The organism is Corynebacterium sp. HMSC061H03, from assembly GCF_001838215.1.
GTDB lineage: Bacteria > Actinomycetota > Actinomycetes > Mycobacteriales > Mycobacteriaceae > Corynebacterium > Corynebacterium jeikeium_D.
Window position 1 is genome coordinate 204,567 of sequence record NZ_KV836075.1, and the last position, 16,518, is coordinate 221,084.

General features: G+C 56.7%; 13 protein-coding genes and 2 pseudogenes. 12 read left to right on the forward strand and 3 right to left on the reverse strand.

What is annotated here, in order from left to right:
- The 6 genes from sucB to HMPREF2787_RS07635 all read left to right on the forward strand — a co-directional run.
- A partial coding sequence (sucB, locus tag HMPREF2787_RS07610; RefSeq protein WP_083326676.1) for a 2-oxoglutarate dehydrogenase, E2 component, dihydrolipoamide succinyltransferase occupies positions 1–1,917 on the forward strand: 1,917 nt, incomplete at its 5' end.
- A 569-nt stretch (positions 1,918–2,486) separates the two neighbouring features.
- Entirely contained in the window at positions 2,487–4,112 is a 1,626-nt protein-coding gene (locus HMPREF2787_RS07615) for an inorganic phosphate transporter (protein WP_016423042.1), read from the forward strand.
- Between the two features lie 152 nt (positions 4,113–4,264).
- Entirely contained in the window at positions 4,265–5,068 is an 804-nt protein-coding gene (gene lipB / locus HMPREF2787_RS07620; protein ID WP_049192903.1) for a lipoyl(octanoyl) transferase LipB, read from the forward strand.
- 9 nt (positions 5,069–5,077) lie between these two features.
- Complete coding sequence (lipA, locus tag HMPREF2787_RS07625; RefSeq protein WP_070603040.1) at positions 5,078–6,136, forward strand: lipoyl synthase; 1,059 nt, start codon at positions 5,078–5,080, stop codon at positions 6,134–6,136.
- 93 nt (positions 6,137–6,229) lie between these two features.
- Positions 6,230–7,009: a DUF4191 domain-containing protein gene (locus tag HMPREF2787_RS07630; protein ID WP_070603038.1), complete on the forward strand. Its 780-nt coding sequence runs from the start codon at positions 6,230–6,232 to the stop codon at positions 7,007–7,009.
- A 264-nt stretch (positions 7,010–7,273) separates the two neighbouring features.
- Positions 7,274–8,893 (forward strand): aspartate:alanine exchanger family transporter, encoded by a 1,620-nt coding sequence (locus HMPREF2787_RS07635; RefSeq protein WP_191622166.1) that lies wholly within the window; start codon positions 7,274–7,276, stop codon positions 8,891–8,893.
- A gap of 17 nt (positions 8,894–8,910) precedes the next feature.
- On the opposite strand, the gene HMPREF2787_RS07640 is transcribed toward HMPREF2787_RS07635, so the two are convergent.
- Positions 8,911–9,429 carry an RDD family protein gene (locus HMPREF2787_RS07640; RefSeq protein WP_038625896.1) on the reverse strand — a complete coding sequence of 173 codons (519 nt, stop codon included), beginning with the start codon at positions 9,427–9,429 and terminating at the stop codon, positions 8,911–8,913.
- A gap of 404 nt (positions 9,430–9,833) precedes the next feature.
- On the opposite strand from HMPREF2787_RS07640, the gene glnA reads away from it, so the two are divergent.
- The 6 genes and pseudogenes from glnA to HMPREF2787_RS07670 all read left to right on the forward strand — a co-directional run bounded on the left by glnA (position 9,834) and on the right by HMPREF2787_RS07670 (position 14,735).
- A complete protein-coding gene (glnA, locus tag HMPREF2787_RS07645; RefSeq protein ID WP_038625898.1) occupies positions 9,834–11,270 on the forward strand; it encodes a type I glutamate--ammonia ligase in 1,437 nt (478 codons plus the stop codon).
- A gap of 1,021 nt (positions 11,271–12,291) precedes the next feature.
- Positions 12,292–12,528, forward strand: a pseudogene (locus HMPREF2787_RS07650) (ornithine cyclodeaminase); the annotation flags it as partial.
- Positions 12,522–13,067: pseudogene (locus HMPREF2787_RS07655) on the forward strand (type I glutamate--ammonia ligase); the annotation flags it as partial. The pseudogenes HMPREF2787_RS07650 and HMPREF2787_RS07655, both read left to right, overlap by 7 nt.
- 161 nt (positions 13,068–13,228) lie before the next feature.
- Positions 13,229–13,423 carry a PspC domain-containing protein gene (locus HMPREF2787_RS07660; protein ID WP_048732581.1) on the forward strand — a complete coding sequence of 65 codons (195 nt, stop codon included), beginning with the start codon at positions 13,229–13,231 and terminating at the stop codon, positions 13,421–13,423.
- Between the two features lie 52 nt (positions 13,424–13,475).
- Entirely contained in the window at positions 13,476–13,766 is a 291-nt protein-coding gene (locus HMPREF2787_RS07665; protein WP_070858918.1) for a PspC domain-containing protein, read from the forward strand.
- 309 nt (positions 13,767–14,075) lie between these two features.
- The gene (locus tag HMPREF2787_RS07670) at positions 14,076–14,735 is read left to right on the forward strand and encodes a hypothetical protein (RefSeq protein WP_048732586.1); all 660 of its coding nucleotides are present in this window, start codon (positions 14,076–14,078) and stop codon (positions 14,733–14,735) included.
- 83 nt (positions 14,736–14,818) lie between these two features.
- Here the strand turns inward: HMPREF2787_RS07670 and HMPREF2787_RS07675 are convergent, their stop codons facing one another.
- Positions 14,819–15,436 (reverse strand): DNA-3-methyladenine glycosylase I, encoded by a 618-nt coding sequence (locus tag HMPREF2787_RS07675; RefSeq protein ID WP_049189582.1) that lies wholly within the window; start codon positions 15,434–15,436, stop codon positions 14,819–14,821.
- A 52-nt stretch (positions 15,437–15,488) separates the two neighbouring features.
- Positions 15,489–16,406 carry a 2-dehydropantoate 2-reductase gene (locus HMPREF2787_RS07680; RefSeq protein ID WP_049189583.1) on the reverse strand — a complete coding sequence of 306 codons (918 nt, stop codon included), beginning with the start codon at positions 16,404–16,406 and terminating at the stop codon, positions 15,489–15,491.
- Positions 16,407–16,518: the final 112 nt, after the last annotated feature.

Consider the following 16,518-nt stretch of genomic DNA (forward strand, 5'->3'; position numbering starts at 1 on the left):
GTTTCCACCGACAAGGTCGACACCGAAATTCCATCTCCGGTCGCCGGTGTTCTCACCGAGATTCTCTTTGAAGAAGACGACACCGTCGATGTTGGCGAGGTCATCGCAAAGGTCGGCGAGCCGGGCGAAGAGCCGGAAGGCACTGACGATTCCGCTGAGGAGACCGAGGAAGAGGCTCCGAAGGAAGACGCTGAAGAGCCAAAGAAGGAAGCACCGAAGGCTGCCTCCGGTTCCGCTACTGATGTTGAGATGCCGGAGCTCGGCGAGTCCGTCACCGAAGGCACGATTACCACTTGGCTGAAGAAGGTCGGCGACACCGTCGAGGTCGACGAACCGTTGCTCGAGGTTTCCACCGACAAGGTCGACACCGAAATTCCTTCCCCGGTCGCAGGCACCCTGCTCGAGGTCCTCTACGACGAAGACGACACCGTTGACGTCGGCGAAGTCATCGCTCGCGTTGGCGATGCAGACGCTGCTCCGGCCGCCAAGGAAGAGGCCGAGGAGGCATCTGCCGCAGTCGAGAAGGACGAGGAGCCAGTAAAGGCTAACGAGGAGACTGAGGAAGACTCCACTGACGTTGACGCTGGCGACGCTACTGACGTTGAGATGCCGGAGCTCGGCGAATCCGTCACCGAAGGCACCATCACCACCTGGCTGAAGAAGGTCGGCGACACCGTCGAGGTCGACGAACCGTTGCTCGAGGTTTCCACCGACAAGGTCGACACCGAAATTCCTTCCCCGGTCGCAGGCACCCTGCTCGAGGTCCTCTACGACGAAGACGACACCGTTGACGTCGGCGAGGTCATCGCTCGCGTTGGCAGTGGCCAGCCAAAGAAGGCTGCACCGAAGAAGGAAGCTCCAAAGGCTGAATCCAAGCCTGAGCCGAAGAAGGAAGAGCCGAAGGCAGAGTCCAAGCCGGAGCCGAAGAAGGAAGAGCCGAAGAAGGAGACTCCGAAGGCTGAGGCTCCGAAGGCTGAATCCAAGCCTTCCGCTAACAAGGACGTTCCTTACGTCACCCCGCTGGTCCGCAAGCTGGCTGACAAGCACGGCGTTGACCTGACTAAGGTCGAGGGCTCTGGAATCGGCGGCCGCATTCGTAAGCAGGATGTTCTGCGCGCTGCCGAGGGCGGCCAGGAGACTACTGCTGAGTCCGGCTCCAACTGGTCCACCAAGGGCGTTCGCCCTGAGCTCGCTGAGCTGCGCGGCACCACCCAGCGTGTCAACCGCATCCGCGAGATCACCGCTGCCAAGACCCTCGAGTCTCTGCAGACTTCCGCACAGCTGACCCAGGTCCACGAGGCCGATATGACTGCCATCTGGGATTTGCGCGCTACTAAGAAGGCTGAGTTCGAGAAGAAGCACGGCGCAAAGCTGACCTTCCTGCCATTCTTTGCAAAGGCAATCGTTGAGGCTCTGGTCAGCCACCCGAACGTCAACGCTTCCTGGAACGAAGAGACCAAGGAGATTACCTACCACGAGCAGGTCAACCTGGGTATCGCTGTCGATACCGAGCGTGGTTTGCTCTCCCCGGTCATCCACAACGCTCAGGATATGTCCCTGCCGGAGCTGGCTGCTGCTATTGCGGACATCGCAGACCGCGCTCGCAACAACAAGCTGACCCCGAACGACCTGTCCGGCGGCACCTTCACCATTACCAACATCGGCTCCGAGGGCGCTCTGACCGACACTCCGATTCTGGTTCCGCCGCAGGCCGCAATGGTCGGCACCGGCGCGATTAAGAAGCGCGCAGTAGTCGTCACCGAGAATGAGGCAGATGCCATTGGTATTCGCGCCATGGTCTTCCTGCCAATTACCTACGATCACCGCCTGATTGACGGCGCTGATGCAGGTCGCTTCATGACGACCGTTGTTGATCGCCTCGAGGTTGCTAACTTCGAATCGGATTTGCAGCTCTAAGCAGCTTGCTCCCGTCCTGGGGTAGTAGCGCCGCGGGAAGCTAGCTGGCTTGCTAGCAGGAGGTTCTACCTCTTCCCTGCCCGCGTTAGTCGCACTTTGCGGCTGACGCGGGTATTTCTTTTGCCGCATTCGTCCCGCAGTTGAACCTAATCAGCGATTCCTTCAAATGCGCAGGCCCCCTATTCTTGGCTAGTGCTCAGATTTCACGTAGCCACACATAGCTAGCAAAGGCTCCATCGACACAAAGAATTAACGTGCTGTTATTGCGCCGTTAAGCCATTAGCAGACAGCGGGAGGGTCGAACCGAAAGCAAAGCTGCAAGTAGCAAATGCGCATACTTTTTGTCCTGCCGAAATGCGAGAACACCACACACCCCCGCACACAGTTCCGGCTATCGCTTTCAGCTACACCGACGAGAGCTGAAGATAGCGATAATTAAATTCATTATTTGTTAACCTCGCCGTCACCTAGTTAGCAATTAGCCTTTACCAATCTAAGAAATCATTAGACAGCAGGCTTCTTTGGCGTGCCTATTTTTGCTCTCTGTACGTAACTTAGAAAGGTGGAGCATGTCCTCGGCTCCAGCGAATACTAGTTCGTCGACCGGGACCACATCATCTGAGCAATCGAGCTCCTCAGATAAGTGGTGGCACCTCTTCTTCGGCGGGCTTCTCGCAATCAACATCGTAATTTTTGTCTTCTGGGCTTATGACTTTGTGGGCCCGCAGGCAAATACGGCAATCCTTCTGATTACCATCGCGTTCGCCGTCTTCATGGCGTTCAACATCGGCGGTAACGACGTTGCTAACTCCTTCGGTACTTCAGTCGGTGCCGGCACCCTGAGCATGAAGCAGGCGCTTGTTGTCGCTTCAGTCTTTGAGGTTTCGGGCGCCGTCCTCGCTGGTGGCGAGGTTACTGACACCGTCCGTTCCGGCATTGTGGACCTGAACGCAATCCACGGTTTGGACCCGATGGAGTTCGCCTTCATCATGATGTCCGCGCTTCTCGGCGCGGCAGTGTGGCTCCTCGTTGCCACCCGCATGGGTTGGCCAGTCTCCACTACCCACTCCATCGTCGGCGGTATCGTCGGTGCCGCACTGACGGTCGGTTTCATCACCGGCAAGGGTGGCTGGAGCATGGTCCAGTGGGATCAGATTGGTCAGATCGCCGTTTCCTGGGTCCTCTCTCCGCTCCTCGGCGGTTTGGTCGCGTTCCTCCTGTTCGGCGGCATTAAGAACTCGATTCTCGTCTACAACGACAAGGCTTCCAAGCAGCTGCAGGCCATCCACCAGGAAAAGGCGGACCTCAAGGCGCAGCACCGCGACGACTTCGAAAAGCTCCCTGAGCACGATCAGATCTCGTACACCAACGCGATGCTTCGCGACGCGACGACGATGCGTGACAACGACTGGACTCCGGATGACCTGGAGTCTGAGTACTTCCGCAAGCTCGTCCACATCGAATCCAAGGTTGATGATGTCCGCGCTCACCGTGCGCTGGAAGCTTGGGTTCCGGGTCTAGCAGCCCTGGGCTCTATTGTCATCTCCGCGATGATGCTGTTCAAGGGTCTGAAGAACCTTCACCTAGGGCTTTCCAGCCTGGACAACTTCCTGATTATGGGCATGATCGCCACCGCAGTGTGGCTTGCCGTTTACATCTTCGCGCGTACTTTGAAGCGTCAGGATTTGGATCGTTCCACCTTCCTGCTGTTCAGCTGGATGCAGGTCTTCACCGCTGCTGCGTTCGCTTTCTCCCACGGCTCGAACGACATCGCTAACGCGCTTGGCCCGTTCGTGGCAATTCTGGATGTTCTCCGTACCAACGAGATCTCTTCCGAGTCCGGCGTCCCGCTGGCAGTCATGACCACCATGGGTGTCGCTCTCATCTCCGGTCTGTGGTTTATCGGCCGCTTCGTTATCAAGACCGTCGGATCCGGCCTGACTGAGATCCACCCAGCATCGGGTTTTGCCGCAGAGCTTTCCGCTGCTGTGGTCGTTATGATTGCTTCCCTGCTGGGTCTGCCGGTTTCCTCCACCCACATTCTGATTGGTGCCGTTCTCGGTGTCGGTATCGTTAACCGTGCCGCTAACTGGAACCTGATGAAGCCGATTGGTTTGGCCTGGGTTATTACCCTTCCGGCCGCTGCAGGTATCTCGGCAATCACCGTTTCCATCCTCCGCGTCGTCTTCGGTTAAGCCCACAAAAGCACGCCACTTTTACCCCGGCGGTCACTTTCTAGTGACCACCGGGGTATTTTTACGTCTGGCGCTATCCAAGTAAGTTTGGCGCTATCCAAGTAACAAGTAATCTGAGGCCTACAGAATTTCGGCGTATCCTATAGGCCACCATGACTGCCCCAAGAAAACCTTTTACTCGCGCAGATAAATCCATTCGGGAATCAAGCTCCGACATCGAGATTCAACATCTCGGCCTTGTCGACTACGAAGAGACCTGGCACCTACAGGCAGACCTTGCTGCCAAGCGTGCGAAAGACCTAATTCCAGATCAGGTTCTCGTGCTTGAGCACCCGAGTCTTTACACAGCAGGAAAGCGCACCCAGCCGGAGGACCGTCCTACCAATGGGTTGCCGGTCGTCGATGTCGACCGCGGTGGCCGCATCACCTGGCACGGCCCGGGCCAGCTTGTGATGTATCCCATCATCAAGCTCGCTCAGCCGGTCGATGTGGTGGACTACGTCCGCAGACTGGAAGAAGCCCTCATTCAAACCGTTCGCCGAGCCGGCATCGCGGCTGCTGGCCGCATCGATGGCCGCTCGGGGGTATGGGTTCCCGCATCAAACGGACTGAGCGACCGAAAGATTGCGGCACTGGGAATCCGCGTGACCCATGGTGTAACCATGCACGGACTCAGTCTGAACTGCGACAACTCTATGGAGTTCTACAACTACATCATCCCGTGTGGCATCTCCGATGCTGGAGTGACCGCCCTATCCCGGGAGCTTGACCGAAATGTTAGCGTGTCAGAGATGACAGAGCCGCTTCTGGCAGATTTGCAAGATGCTTTGGAAGGCCGTTTGACCGTTGCCGACCATTCCTTCGGCTCCGCGCCCGACCCCACGAAGGACCTGCCACACCGGGTGAAGCACAACTCCACCACCGGCATATTCGAGTACTCATCAACAAAAGAGTAGGATGAAACTGTGACTGTTAAGCCAGAAGGACGTAAGTTACTGCGCGTCGAGGCACGAAATGCCGAGACCCCTATCGAGAACAAGCCCCGGTGGATTCGCAACCAGGTTCGTCCGGGCCCCAGCTACAAGGACATGAAAAACCGTGTCTCGGGTGCCTCTTTGCACACGGTCTGTCAGGAGGCTGGCTGCCCGAACATTCACGAATGTTGGGAAGACCGCGAGGCCACCTTCCTCATCGGCGGCGATAAGTGCACCCGCCGCTGCGACTTCTGCCAGATTAACTCAGCCAAGCCCGACCCATTGGATAAGGATGAGCCGCGTCGTGTTGCGGAATCCGTCCGCGAGATGGGTCTTCGTTACGCCACTATCACCGGTGTCGCCCGCGACGATCTGCCCGACGGTGCATCCTGGCTCTACGCTGAGACCTGCCGCCAGATCCACGAACTCAACCCGAATACCGGAGTCGAGCTCCTTGTCGATGACTTCCGTGGCGACGAATCTGCAGCACAGCAGGTCTTCGATGCCAAGCCTGAGGTTTTCGCCCACAACGTGGAGACGGTGCCTCGTATCTTCAAGCGCATCCGCCCCGCATTCCGCTACGAGCGTTCCTTGGAACTCATCACTCGCGCTCGCGAAGCTGGACTGGTTACCAAGTCCAACCTCATCCTGGGCATGGGCGAAACCTATGACGAGATCATCTCCGCTATGCAGGATTTGCACGATGCCGGCTGCGATATTCTGACGATTACTCAATACCTCCGCCCCACTCCACTGCACCATCCAATTGAACGTTGGGTTAAGCCGGAGGAGTTCGTCAAGCTCTCCAAGACCGCTGAAGAGATGGGCTTTGCCGGCGTCATGTCCGGCCCGCTGGTCCGCTCTTCCTACCGCGCTGGACGGCTCTACGCCCGCGCACTGGCGCACCGCGGTCAGGAACTGCCGGCGCATCTGTCCGCGCTTGCCGACGACAACGACAACAACCTCGCGCTTCAGGAAGCCTCGACTCTGCTCGACCGCTATGGCGCATCGGAGGATACGCCAGTCACTTCGACTATTCCGGCTTCCTAGAGGCCGACGGCCGCAGCGCCGTCGTAAAGCGAAACGGCGCTACGGCGCGGTCTATTGCCTAAAACTACATCGCATGCCCTAAAGTTGGTGATTATGGCGACCAATGATGCGAAAGAAATGAAGAAGGCGAACCGCGCCGCCAAGCGCGCTCAGCGTAAGCAGACTCGTAGCCAGATGTGGCAGGCGTTTAAGCTGCAGCGCTCGCGGGACAACAAGCTCGTGCCTTACATGGCACTGGGCTTCTTCGGTCCAATTATCCTGCTGTTACTGCTTGGTCTGCTCATTGGTGGAGTCTGGCCCTGGGTTCTGACGATTATTGGTATCTCGATCGGCTTTATGGTCGCGATGTACATCTTCTCTAAGCGTCTTGAGGCGTCCTTCTACACAGAGGCGGAAGGCCAGGCCGGCGCTGCGGCGTGGACGCTGGACAATATGCGTCAGGGCGTTGGCTATGTCTGGCACGTCAAGACTGGTGTTGTCGCTAATCAGCACATGGATGCTATTCACCGTGTTATTGGTAACGCCGGTGTTGTGCTGGTCGGTGAAGGTGATCCGAACCGCGTCAAGCAGATGATTGCTCGTGAGAAGAAGTCGCTGGCACGCATTGCGGGCGAAGCTCCGATTTACGACATGATTGCTGGTAGCGACGAGGGCCAGGTCCCGCCGAAGAAGCTGCAGCGCGAACTCATGCGTTTGCCGCGCAACCTGAATAAGGATCAGGCCAACGCTCTGAATGAGCGCATCCAGTCGATGGACCGTATTCGCGATGCGCGCGCGAACATGCCCAAGGGTCCAATGCCGAAGGGCGCTAACCCACAGGCCGGCATGAACCGTCGTGCGCGCCGTGCGGCAAACCGCGGCAAGAAGCACTAGAGGCTTAGCTAGGTTTCACCAGAGCCAGTTGCTCGGGCAACCCGACGAGGGACAACCTAGGTTGAAGCAGAAAAAAGGGGCTTTCGGGCCCCTTTTTTCTGCTCTAAAGCTTTAAAACGAAGTCCAAAACCACGACTTCAAACACAGTTATTGATGTCTTGTTGAAGTGATTACTCTCACTTATCACGCCGTCAGCAAAGGTTATATCCTTGCTGAAAACAATGCTTAATGAAGATTACTGCTAGTTGTGCCACCATGGGATATGTGCAACTCTTGGCTGAAAATGAACTCTTAGCGCTTCTAGTGATTTTGTTTCTTGGCCTGGCAATTGGCCAGATCAAGATCTTCGGCTTCAAGCTTGGCGTGGCTGCCGTCCTCTTCGTCGGCCTTATCCTCGCGACCATTGAGCCGGAAATTCAAATCTCCCCGCTGATTTACATCGTGGGCCTGGCATTATTCGTCTACACCATCGGGTTGGAGGCGGGCCCCGAATTCTTCAGCTCGTTACGCTCACGCGGTATCAAGCACAACTTATTCGGCATTGGTGTGCTCGCAGTTGTCACTATCGAGTCTTTCTTGCTAATCAAGTTTTTGCCTATCGACCCGGTGGAGGGCGCAGGTGCCTTCACAGGCGCCCTGACCAACACCCCGGCTATGGCAGCAATCGTCGATGCTCTTCCTAGCCTCATTTCGGATAAGGGCGAGCTGGCCGCTGCCCACGATATGCCGGTGATTGGTTACTCCCTGGCCTACCCAATCGGCGTGCTGGCAGTGATTGCCTCAATCGGTATTATGTCGAAGGTCTTCCGCGTCGATCACGACCAGGAAGCTATTGACGCAGGTGTCGCCGCGCTTCCGCTGCATACTCGGGACATCAAGGTCCTCAAGGACGACCTGCCGTCCATCACTGACCTTCCGTCGAAGTTCGGTTTGGACATCACGGTTTCACGCATCGAGTATAAGGGCCACCTCTACATTCCATCTCCGGGTGACACTGTCTCCGTCGGCGATATTATTTCCGTCGTCGGTACAGAGGAAGAAATTGCTCGTGCCGCCGAGTACATTGGCGAGCTTATGCCAGGTGATCCGACACACGACGGTCGCCTGGACTTCCGTCGCATCTTCGTCTCCGCATCTGACGTGGTGGGCGTACCCATTGCGGAGCTTCAGACTCGCATGGACGGCATGATCATTACGCGTATTCGCCGCGGCGACCACGACATCGTCGCGGAACCAAACATGCGCCTCGAGCTTGGCGACCGCGTCCGCGTGGTTGCACCACCAGAGAAAATCAAGGACGCAACAAAGTTCTTCGGCGACTCTTACAAGAAGCTTTCCGACGTCAACCTCTTGCCTCTCACCCTTGGGCTTACGCTGGGTGTATTGGTCGGTCTCATCAAGATTCCGCTTCCGGGCGGCAGCTCGCTAGCCCTGGGATCCGCTGGTGGTCCACTGGTTGTGGCGCTGATTCTGGGTGCTGTTGGTCGCACTGGCCCGTTGGTTTGGCCTATCCCCTACTCGGCCAACCTGGCGTTCCGCACCATGGGTCTGGCACTGTTCCTGGCTGGTATCGGCACTACTGCTGGTAAGGGATTCCAGGCTGCGTTGTCTGACCCGGCATCACTGACAGTTCTGGGCCTTGCCGCCATCATCGCCTTTAGCTCCGCACTGTTGACCCTCATTGTCGGTCACCGCGTGCTGAAGATTCCGTTCGGTCAAACTGCGGGTATCCTCTCGGGCTTGCAGACTCACCCGGCAGTGCTCTCATACGTCAACGACCAGGCCAAGAACGAGTTGCCGGCAATGGGATACACAACGGTGTATCCGATGGCCATGATCATGAAGATCATTCTCGCCCAAGTCCTGGTCGTGTTGGTGCTATAGCGCTAACCCAAACAGCGCTACCCCAAAATAACTGCCGTGCCAGTGGCGCGGTCGTGCATGCCGCGCATATCCGAGTCGGTGATTGCTGGCGGCAGTAGGAAAAGAGTAAGCAAGCTGCGGAAGAAGGCACGAACAAAGCCGACTCGCTCGCCGGGCTTGTCCACGCGAGCGACGCCCATCTTCATCATCCACTGCCCCGGAGTGCGGGCGAACAGCCAAACCGACACCGTGCCAATAATGAGGAAGACAACTGGCGTATAGGTCGCAAGGAATGACTGCCAGGCGATAAACGAATCTCCGAACTGGTCAATTTGCTCCTCGCTCGGGCCGAAGAACATCGAAAAAGCGCCGGCAATCATCAGGGAAATGATCCAGTCAATGAGAATGCCGCCGACGCGACGCATCAGCGTCGCTTGCGAGCCTGGGCCATCGGGGGCAAGACCCAACGCCTGGCCGGGATAGTCCGAGAGTTTGTCCGGATTATCGAACTCTCCCGGAATCTGAGGGCCATCTAGCCAACTGTGCTTTTCTTCCATGGATTCATAGTCTAATGCAGTAATCCGGCTATCAAATCACGGGCTGGGACAGCCACTCAGCCTACGCGGGGGTAATCCGGGGGCGATGTTGCGTCGCCTTTTCCATTTTCTTATCAGCATGGGAGCTAAAGGATCGTCGTAAAGCATGTGTGACGCGAATGCGCAGGGTATTGCCGAGTTTCCACAAACAGATAACCCGCTCCCTATTTGCGTAACCCATTCCGCATTGGTGAATTCCTCACGCGCCGTGTCAGAAATTCGTGGTTCTAATTCCAGAATGAATGCGTGGTTCGTTAAGCTTAAAGGCGTCAACCGGCCAGTCCTTGACAGCGCGGCAGGTGCACGAAACATCGTGCAAGAATTCCCTGCTGTGTACTAAACAAGGCCAACTAAGGAGACCGCACATGTCCTTCAAAACTCCCGAGGAAGTAGTCGCATATATCAAGGAAGAGGGCGTCGAGTTCGTAGACGTCCGCTTCACGGATGTTCCCGGCATCGAGCAGCACTTCACCATCCCGGCATCCGCATTTGACGAGGACGCGATGGCCGAAGGCCTGGCATTCGACGGTTCCTCGATTCGTGGTTTCACTTCCATCGACGAGTCCGACATGGCTCTGCTGCCCGACCTGAGCACCGCGCGCATTGACCCGTTCCGCAAGGCGAAGACCCTGAACGTCAAATTCTTCGTCCACGATCCGTTTACCCTCGAGCCGTTCTCCCGCGACCCGCGTAACGTCGCCAAGAAGGCGGAGGAATACCTCATCTCCACCGGCATCGCCGACACCTGCTTCTTCGGCGCCGAGGCGGAGTTTTACATCTTCGACAACGTCAAGTTCGAGACCGACACCAACCGCGGCTTCTACGAAGTTGATTCCATCGAAGGTTGGTGGAACCGCGGTAAGGACCAGAACCTGGACGGCTCTGCAAACCTGGGTTACAAGACTCGCCTGAAGGGCGGCTACTTCCCTACCGCTCCGTACGACCACTACCAGGACCTGCGCGACAAGATGTGCCTGAAGCTCGCTGATGCCGGCTTCGACCTGGAGCGCGCCCACCACGAGGTCGGCACTGGTGGCCAGCAGGAGATCAACTACAAGTTCAACACGATGTTGCACGCTGCAGACGACCTGCAGACCTTCAAGTACATCATCAAGAACACCGCCTGGGAAGAGGGCAAGTCCGTCACCTTTATGCCGAAGCCGCTGGCTGGCGACAACGGCTCGGGCATGCACGCTCACCAGTCGCTATGGAAGGACGGCAAGCCGCTGTTCCACGATGAGGCCGGTTACGCAGGCCTGTCGGACATTGCTCGCTGGTACATCGGCGGCATCCTGCACCACGCAGGTGCGGTACTGGCCTTCACCAACCCGACCCTGAACTCCTACCACCGCCTGGTCAAGGGCTTCGAGGCTCCGATTAACCTGGTCTACTCGCAGCGCAATCGCTCTGCCGCTGTTCGCATTCCGATCACTGGCTCCAACCCGAAGGCAAAGCGCATCGAGTTCCGCGCCCCGGATCCGTCGGGCAACCCGTATCTTGGTTTCGCCGCCATGATGATGGCCGGACTGGACGGCGTGAAGAACCGCATCGAGCCGCACGCTCCGGTCGACAAGGACCTTTACGAGCTCCCGCCGGAGGAAGCCGCCGACATCCCGCAGGCTCCAACCTCTCTCGAGGCCGCGCTCGAGGCTCTGCGCAACGACCACGAGTTCCTGCTCGAGGGCGATGTCTTCACCGAGGACCTCATCCAGACCTACATCGACTACAAGTACGAAAACGAGATCGAGCCGGTTCGCCTTCGCCCGACTCCGCAGGAATACGAAATGTACTACGACTGCTAGAGTTTTCGCTTCACGACGGCCATAGCGAGCAGCCCCCCCCCCATTGCTCCTCATGGTCGCTCAACGAGCTTGGTAGATGCCGCCTGACCACAGTAAATGTGGCCAGGCGGTTTTTCGTTGCGGCCATGCTGGCTGCGGGTGCCTGGGCCTGCATACGCACGCGTATGTGAGCACGAATTTGTGCGCAGTTCCGGGCCACTTCCCTGAATAGAGCCATGCACCACTACAAAAGGGCCGCGCCTCCTGCACGAGTAGAGTCGCACGCTCTCCTCCCCAGACTTATCGATGCAATATTCACTTGTCGATGCGCCATAGCGTGGCCATATGTGAACAGCGCATCGACAAGTGACAGGGTGGGGAGGAAACCGTGCGCACAAGAGCCGGACAGCCGTCGATAAGTGACGAAAAATCGTCGACAAGTGAAGGAAAATCATCGATAGGTGCCAGAAAATTGGCCATAAGTGCGAGGGCGGCGCTGGGGACAACACGAGGGACGGATGCGGGGCGGGGCCACCAAGGGTGGATGGGGCATGCTGCGAAGGTAGGATGCCTGGCAATCACGCCCGTTGAACCAGAAATGTGTCGCAGATTAATGACATGTGACAAAGTTCATAAACATCGATGCATGGGAGGATAAATCACTCATCGGTAGTCGTTCTCAATAAGTATCAATTGTGCATGTCGAAGTAGTTATTACGGGCAACTAATTGACGGAAATTGGGCTCCGTCGCTGTGACCGTCGTAAAGCGGAAATGGCGTGCTGAAGACTGCGTAAACGCCCCCTACGCTGTGGTTTTTCCATATGGTGGTACGACATACCCTCGGAAATGGCGACTCGAGAGCCCACACCGAGGCATTTGATTGATTCTGGAGAGCATGCATCTGGAATTTCTTAAGCACAGCCGCCGCAAATGGTGGCCGATGAACATTAAGAATGATTTGAGCATTCTTGACTAACGAAAACGCTGCCGACCCAGAAAACTCAACTCGCATTGATTTTCTCTACCTCAGCGAACCTGACATGGTTGAAGCTGGTGTCACGGATTTCGCCAAGTGTGTTGAGACCATGGAAGAAACCCTGATTCTGCTGGCTGACGGCGACTACCGCATGGCCGGCTCTTCCGCTAACTCCCACGGTGCCCAGATCAACTTCCCGGATAACCCCGTCCATGAAGGTATGCCGGCAAATGGCCCTGACCGTCGTTTCATGGCAATGCCCGCTTACCTCGGTGGCCGCTTCAATGGCGCAGGCTGTCGGACATGGCGCGCTACTACATTGGCGGCATCCTGAAGCACGCTGGTGCAGTCCTGGCTTTCACCAACCCGACAATGAACAGCTACCACCGTCTGTTTCCGGGATTCGAGGCCCCCGTCAACTTGGTCTACAGCCAGGAGAACCGCTCGGCCGCCATCCGAATCCCAATTACCGGCGCAAACCCGAAGGCCAAGCGCATCGAGTTCCGCGCTCCGGACCCGTCGGGCAACCCGTACTTGGCTTTCACCGCCGCAATGATGGCTGGTCTCGACGGCATCAAGAACCGTATCGAGCCTGGCAAGCCGATTGACAAGGACCTCTACGAACTGCCACCAGAGGAACTCAAGGACGTCCCTACCGTCCCGCATTCGCTGGAGGGTGCGCTGAAGGCGCTGGAGGAGGACCACGAGTTCCTGCTCGCCGGCGATGTCTTCACACAGGATCTCATCGACGCGCATATCCGCTACAAGTTCGAGCAGGAGATTATGCCGGCACGTCTGCGCCCGACGACGCAGGAGTTCGAGCTCTACTACGACTGCTAGCACTCGCCCAGTCAAGCTCGCTTGACGACGCCCACACCGCTACCCCACCTAACCGTCTTGGGGTAGCGGTGTTTTTAGCTGGGACATGCTGTTTTAGTCGACACATTTAGTAGAGCTAGCACCACTGCGAACTAAACGAATCGGGGCTAACCTTGATAAGTATGAACAACAAGTCACTGACCCGTTCCACCAATAACAAAATGGTTGCAGGTGTGCTCGGTGGATTCGCTGAGTATTTCAACTGGGATGCGACTTTGCTGCGCGTTATATTTGTCGCGTCTTTCCTGATGCCTGGTCCGCAGTTTCTTCTCTACCTCGCAGCATGGATTATCATGCCGAAGGAAACTTACGTATAAGCGCGGTCGACCGAAAAATGCCTAAATAGCCATACCTTGGAGTTTTTATCTAATGAGCGACGCCGCTCCCGAAAAACCCACCAAGAAAATTTACCGCTCGCGTAATGACCGCCTCCTCGGTGGCGTCCTCGCAGGAATCGCGGAAAGCCAAGGCTGGGATACCACTTTCACACGAATGGTCTACATCATCCTTCCCTGCGTTGGATCGATGATTGGCTGGAAGATTGGCGCTGGATTCCTAGCTCTTTACCTCTTAGCCTGGTTCGTCCTGCCAGATGGCGAGTACACGCTTGACGACGATGCCCGCGGCTCCAACCACGCAGAGAAAGAAAATAAGCAATAAACGTCAAGCTTAATAAGATTGATACCTTTCCGTTACTCGCAACGCCCTCACCAGCACTATTCCAATTTCGCAATCACGCAAATTCGGTAACAAATAGAGCATAGAGTGCACAGACTCGCGCCATTTGACTTGCACAGGCCCCAGAATTACCTAGTGTTCTTTCTGTACGGCTTTGAAGCCACACCATCTTCGAATGTCCGATATTCAAAAGAATTGTCAATTTCTCTTTGAATTTAATTCGGACAAATAGTGGAAGATGCCAATAATTGAATAGGTAACTTAGTTAGCTCTCAAGAAAGTGGTTTTGAAATGCAGAACAAGAAGATGACCCGTATCGCTACCGCAATCGTTGGCTCCGCCGCCCTACTCGGCGGCCTGGCTGCATGTTCTTCCGATGATGCACAGGATGCTGCTAACAACGCCAAGGATCAGGCGGGCCAGGTAGCAACCGACGCCACTGATAAGGCTGGCGACGCTATGGACGGCGCTAAGGACAAGGCCGGCGACGCAGCTGATGGCGCTAAGGACAAGGCTGGCGAGGCTGCTGATGGCGCTAAGGACAAGGCCGGCGAGGCTATGAACGGTCTGGGTCTGGGCGACGCTGCTGGCGAGGATGTGGCAGAGGCTGACCTGCCTGAGTCCATCACCGAGGCAGCTTCTTCCTTCACCTCCCCGTACGATGCTGAGGCTGGCGAGTTCAAGTCCGCTAAGAAGGTCGGCGACGCAGTTGCCGCTGAATACGAGAACGTCACCTTCGTTGAGTCCCCGGAGACCAACGGTGCACAGCCGCTGATCGGTAAGATTCGCGAGACCTGGGTTGCCAACGGTGCACTGGAAAACGAGATTGGTCTGCCGACCGCACCGGAGTCGGAGATTGAAAACGGCTGGGAGCAGCCGTTCACTAAGGACACCATGAAGTGGACCTCTGAGGACGGCCAGAACTACTCCGACTCCTACGAGAACAAGTAGTTCTACACGAACCGAAAGATTTTGAGCGTGCCGGGTGGCACGCTCTTTTTCTTTCCCCCTAGCTAGTTAAATCCCCCTTTCCCCTAGCCAAAAACGCCAGAGGCACCGCGCCGATGTGCGCCAACAATGTTGATATCGACAATCCCCACGGCAGCCATTGATGCAAAGACCGTGGTGGGGCCTACGAACTTAAAACCAGCTTTCTTCAATGCCTTGGCAAGCGCCTTGGACTCCTCGGAGTAGCTGGGCACCTCTTCGATTGAACGTGGCTCGGGAGACTTCTCCGGTTTAAACGACCACATCAACTCGGCTAAGCCGCCGTTTTCACGCAGAGCAATCGTCGCCGCGGCGTTATTGATTACCGCGGTAATCTTCCTGTGATTCCGAATGATTCGTTCATCATTCATCAATCTTTCGACATCTTCGTCATCGAAATCAGCAACCGCATCGGGGTCGAAGTTCGCGAAGGCTTCCTGAAACGCGGGCCGCTTCTTCAGCACTGTCTCCCACGACAACCCCGCCTGAAATACCTCCAGGCTGAGCCGTTCGAATAGTCCTTGCTCATCGCGCACCGGCATCCCCCACTCGGTGTCGTAGTACTCTCTCAGCAGCTCACTGTGAGCAGCCCATGCCGGTCGAGCCAATCCATCCTCACCGATGATGAGCCCATTGTTTTCCGTGTAGTCCGATCCAATTTTCATCAGTCTTTCCAATCCCCCAATTCCGGTTTGACTTAGCTGAGCACCGCAGGTCTTAATTCTTATGCTTGTGTTGACGCCCAACCAGAGCGCCATACACCAGATCCAGCGTCGGCGTTTCCACTTTCGCCTTCTGCCCCATCCGGCGGATTGCGCCAATCTGGGCATCGAGCTCATTGGTAAGTCCCGCGGTGTAGTCGCGCTGCATCGACGAGGTGTTGTCGTACCCTTGAGCATCAGTAAAGGCCAAGGTCCGCGACACGATGTCCTCTGGCAGCGCAACGCCGCAGGCTCGACCGACTGCCTCGGTTTCTTCAAACATCCGCGTCAAGCTGTCGCGCATTTCCGAACGCAAGTAACCAATCGGACTATCAGCCAGGGCACCTAGGGCACCGAGGTTAGCCACGAACATCGCTTTTGCCCAGATATCGACCCAGATATCCGGGAGCTGTTCGCCACCGAGCCCAGCCATGTGCAATGCCTCGATAACTGCCCCGACCAGGTCATTAGTGGAGTCATCGAATGTGCCGATGTTCAGGCTCATCGGTCCTGGTCGGAAGGTGACTTCTGCCGGGCCAGTGTGGATAAAGAAACCGCGGATAACACCCGGGAACACCTTGTCCTCACCGAACCGCCCCGCTGCCAAATAAGGGATTTCCACCGAGTTATGGGTGGTCACCACTGCTGCACCAGCCGGAACTTGCGGGAAAGGATCGTTGCCCGGCAGCGCCTTGGTTGCTGCAATCACAACATCGACGTCGACGCCATCGGCAGTGAGTTCACCCCAATTGTCGGCTGCTTTGACGGGGATAATGCTGCGTTCCCCGTGCTCGTCGATAAGCGTGAGCCCCACCTCACGAAGACGTGTCAGGGTCTCGCCGCGGGCGAGAAAGACGACATCATAACCCGCTTGCACGAGGCGACCGCCAAACCAGCCGCCGACAGCTCCTACACCTAAAACTCCAATCCTCATAGCTGCCACCTTACGACTTCCGCACTGAGCGCGAAATAGGTTGCATGCGGTTGTCCACAGGCAATCCAGGCTATCCCCAAATGTGAAATTTGAGCTTGATTTACTACCTTGT

Excerpts from the sequence above, each read along its gene's own strand:
- HMPREF2787_RS07615 (WP_016423042.1), top strand. The coding sequence starts at position 2,487 with ATGTCCTCGGCTCCAGCGAATACTAGTTCGTCGACCGGGACCACATCA.
- lipB (WP_049192903.1), top strand. The coding sequence starts at position 4,265 with ATGACTGCCCCAAGAAAACCTTTTACTCGCGCAGATAAATCCATTCGG.
- HMPREF2787_RS07630 (WP_070603038.1), top strand. The coding sequence starts at position 6,230 with ATGGCGACCAATGATGCGAAAGAAATGAAGAAGGCGAACCGCGCCGCC.
- HMPREF2787_RS07640 (WP_038625896.1), bottom strand. The coding sequence starts at position 9,429 with ATGGAAGAAAAGCACAGTTGGCTAGATGGCCCTCAGATTCCGGGAGAG.
- glnA (WP_038625898.1), top strand. The coding sequence starts at position 9,834 with ATGTCCTTCAAAACTCCCGAGGAAGTAGTCGCATATATCAAGGAAGAG.
- HMPREF2787_RS07660 (WP_048732581.1), top strand. The coding sequence starts at position 13,229 with ATGAACAACAAGTCACTGACCCGTTCCACCAATAACAAAATGGTTGCA.
- HMPREF2787_RS07665 (WP_070858918.1), top strand. The coding sequence starts at position 13,476 with ATGAGCGACGCCGCTCCCGAAAAACCCACCAAGAAAATTTACCGCTCG.
- HMPREF2787_RS07670 (WP_048732586.1), top strand. The coding sequence starts at position 14,076 with ATGCAGAACAAGAAGATGACCCGTATCGCTACCGCAATCGTTGGCTCC.
- HMPREF2787_RS07675 (WP_049189582.1), bottom strand. The coding sequence starts at position 15,436 with ATGAAAATTGGATCGGACTACACGGAAAACAATGGGCTCATCATCGGT.
- HMPREF2787_RS07680 (WP_049189583.1), bottom strand. The coding sequence starts at position 16,406 with ATGAGGATTGGAGTTTTAGGTGTAGGAGCTGTCGGCGGCTGGTTTGGC.